This is a genomic window from Brevundimonas sp. CURTG3B2_SDJG (assembly GCF_057364705.1).
The window spans coordinates 1-2,097 of the sequence record NZ_JBNFOJ010000403.1 but is presented as its reverse complement, the minus strand read 5'-3'; the positions used below and the strand labels follow the sequence as shown (position 1 = coordinate 2,097).

The following is a 2,097-nucleotide window of genomic DNA, read 5'->3' as shown; positions in this document are numbered from 1 at the left end:
GGATCTCCTGGGCCGCGGCGGCCCCGGCCCAGCCCAGGACGCCCAAGGCGGCGATCGCGGTCAGCGTCGATGTCATCCTTCCCTCCCCTTCCGGATCGTTCAGCCGGCCGCTTCGGCCGGCGGCTGCACGTCGCACACGTCGAAGCGCGCGCGCGCTCGGCCCGGACCCGCTCCACCAAGGCCGTGAAGGCCGGATTGGCCGAGGTCATCACCCGCACGGCGGGCCGTTCTCCCTCGGGCAGGGCCGCGGCGGTGCGCACGCGCGTCATGACGTCGGGATTCTCCACCGCCCCGTTGCGCGCTTCGGGGCCGGCGTTCAGCGCCTTGACCACGTCCAGGCCGACGACCACCCGGCCGAAGGCGGCGTAGGCGCCGTTCAGCGAGGCGCGCGGGCCGGTCATCAGGAAGAACTGGCTGTTGGCGCTGTTCGGATCCTGGTTGCGGGCCATGCCGGCCACCCCGGGGCAGAACTGGGGCGTCGCGCCGGTCTTGAAATCGGCGGTCACCATCATCTGGGCGTCCGGCTGGGTCTCGACCGGCACCGAGCCGACCAGGCCGTACTGGGTGGGCGAACCCGGAACCAGCGGCGTGAAGCCGTCCGCGCGACCGCGGCGGAAGGCGAACTCCCCCGGGATGTCCGGCAGGTCGCTGCCGCCCGCGCCGGTGCCCAGCGGGTCGCCGGTCTGGGCCATGAAGTCGGTGATCACCCGATGGAACTTCAGCCCGTCGTAGAAGCCGCGGTCCGCCAGGGTGCGCACCGCTCCACCGCCAGGGGCGCGACGCGGGGATCCAGCTCCACCAGGATGCGGCCCTTGGCGGTGTCGATCACCAGCAGGTTCTCGGGGGCGACGGCGCGCCACTCCGCCGCCGTCTGGGCCCGGACAGGAGCCGGCGCGGCCGACGCCGCCACAAGCGGCGCGCGGCCGCCACGATCGTCAAACTCAGGCGCATGCTATCCCTTGACCTTGCTCATCACCACGGCCGCCACGGCCGGGCTGACGAAACTGCCGATGTCCCCGTCCAGGCGGGCGATCTCCTTGACCAGGCGGCTGGCGATGGCCTGGTGCCGCGGGTCGGCCATCAGGAAGACCGTCTCGATGTCGGCATTGAGGCGCTGGTTCATCGCCGTCATCTGGAACTCGTATTCGAAGTCGGACACCGCCCGCAGCCCCCGCACGATGATGCTGGCGTCCAGCTCCTCGGCGAAATGCATCAGCAGGCTGGAGAAGGCGCGCACCTCGACCTTGTCGCCGAACCGCGCGACCTCGGCGCGGACCATCTCGACGCGCTGGTCGGTCGAGAACAGCGGTCCCTTGTCGTCGTTGCGGGCGACACCGATGACCAGCCGGTCGACCAGCTTGACCGCCCGGCCGATGATGTCCATGTGCCCGTTGGTGATGGGATCGAAGGTGCCCGGATACAGGCCGATGCGCATCGATGTCCTCCCCCTGTTTGGGCCGGTTTAGCAGGCGGCGCGGGGGCGGCCTAGATCGGCTGGAGCTGGTTTCGTGGACCAGGCCGCCTCGAGCCGGTCGATCGTCCCGGGGATCGACCTCCAGCGCGCGGCGGTCGATGCTGGCCACCGCGCAGGCCGGGGTCGCGCTGTTGCAGATGAAGGCCTGGCGGAAGCCCTCCATCGCCGCCCGGTCGACAGGCCGCGTCTCGCCGGCCATGCCCACGGCCTCCAGCCCGCGCGCGATCAGCGCCTGGCTCACGCCGTCCAGCATGGGCGCCGCCGGCCAGACGACGCGGTCGTCCTCCAGAAAGCCGATGTTCCAGATGCTGCCTTCCGACACCAGGCCGTCGGCGCCGACGAACAGGGCGTCGTCGAAGCCAGCCTGCGCCGCCCTGCGCCGCGCCGCCGTCAGCCCGAAGGTGCCGGCGTGCTTCAGATGCGGGGCCTCTCGCGCATAGGCCTGGGTCTGCAGATGTAACGGGACCGACAGCGGCGGCGCGGGATCCGAGACCACGGTCAGCACGTTGGGCTCCCCCTGCGCGTCCGGCCGCCGCAGCGTCACCGTCGGCAGGAACAGCTGGACCCTCAGGCTGCAGCGGCCCGGCCGCCCGGCCAGGGCGGCGCGCATCCGGTCGCGCAGC

At 72.0% G+C, this 2,097-nt stretch carries 3 protein-coding genes and 1 pseudogene; all 4 read right to left on the bottom strand.

Annotated elements, in window-relative coordinates; all coding sequences use genetic code 11:
- The coding region (locus AC2W7C_RS17150) for a peptidylprolyl isomerase (RefSeq protein WP_486002455.1) at positions 1-758 on the bottom strand (758 nt) is incomplete at its 3' end.
- The gene (locus AC2W7C_RS17145) at positions 719-910 is read right to left on the bottom strand and encodes a hypothetical protein (protein WP_486002454.1); all 192 of its coding nucleotides are present in this window, start codon (positions 908-910) and stop codon (positions 719-721) included. The genes AC2W7C_RS17145 and AC2W7C_RS17150, both read right to left, overlap by 40 nt.
- A 42-nt stretch (positions 911-952) precedes the next feature.
- Complete coding sequence (gene coaD / locus AC2W7C_RS17140; RefSeq protein ID WP_486002453.1) at positions 953-1,435, bottom strand: pantetheine-phosphate adenylyltransferase; 483 nt, start codon at positions 1,433-1,435, stop codon at positions 953-955.
- 196 nt (positions 1,436-1,631) lie between these two features.
- Positions 1,632-2,084: pseudogene (locus AC2W7C_RS17135) on the bottom strand (aminotransferase class IV); the annotation flags it as partial.
- Positions 2,085-2,097 lie beyond the last annotated feature (13 nt).

What these genes read in the sequence shown, in the direction of transcription:
- coaD (WP_486002453.1), bottom strand. Translation starts at nt 1,435, where the DNA reads ATGCGCATCGGCCTGTATCCGGGCACCTTCGATCCCATCACCAACGGG.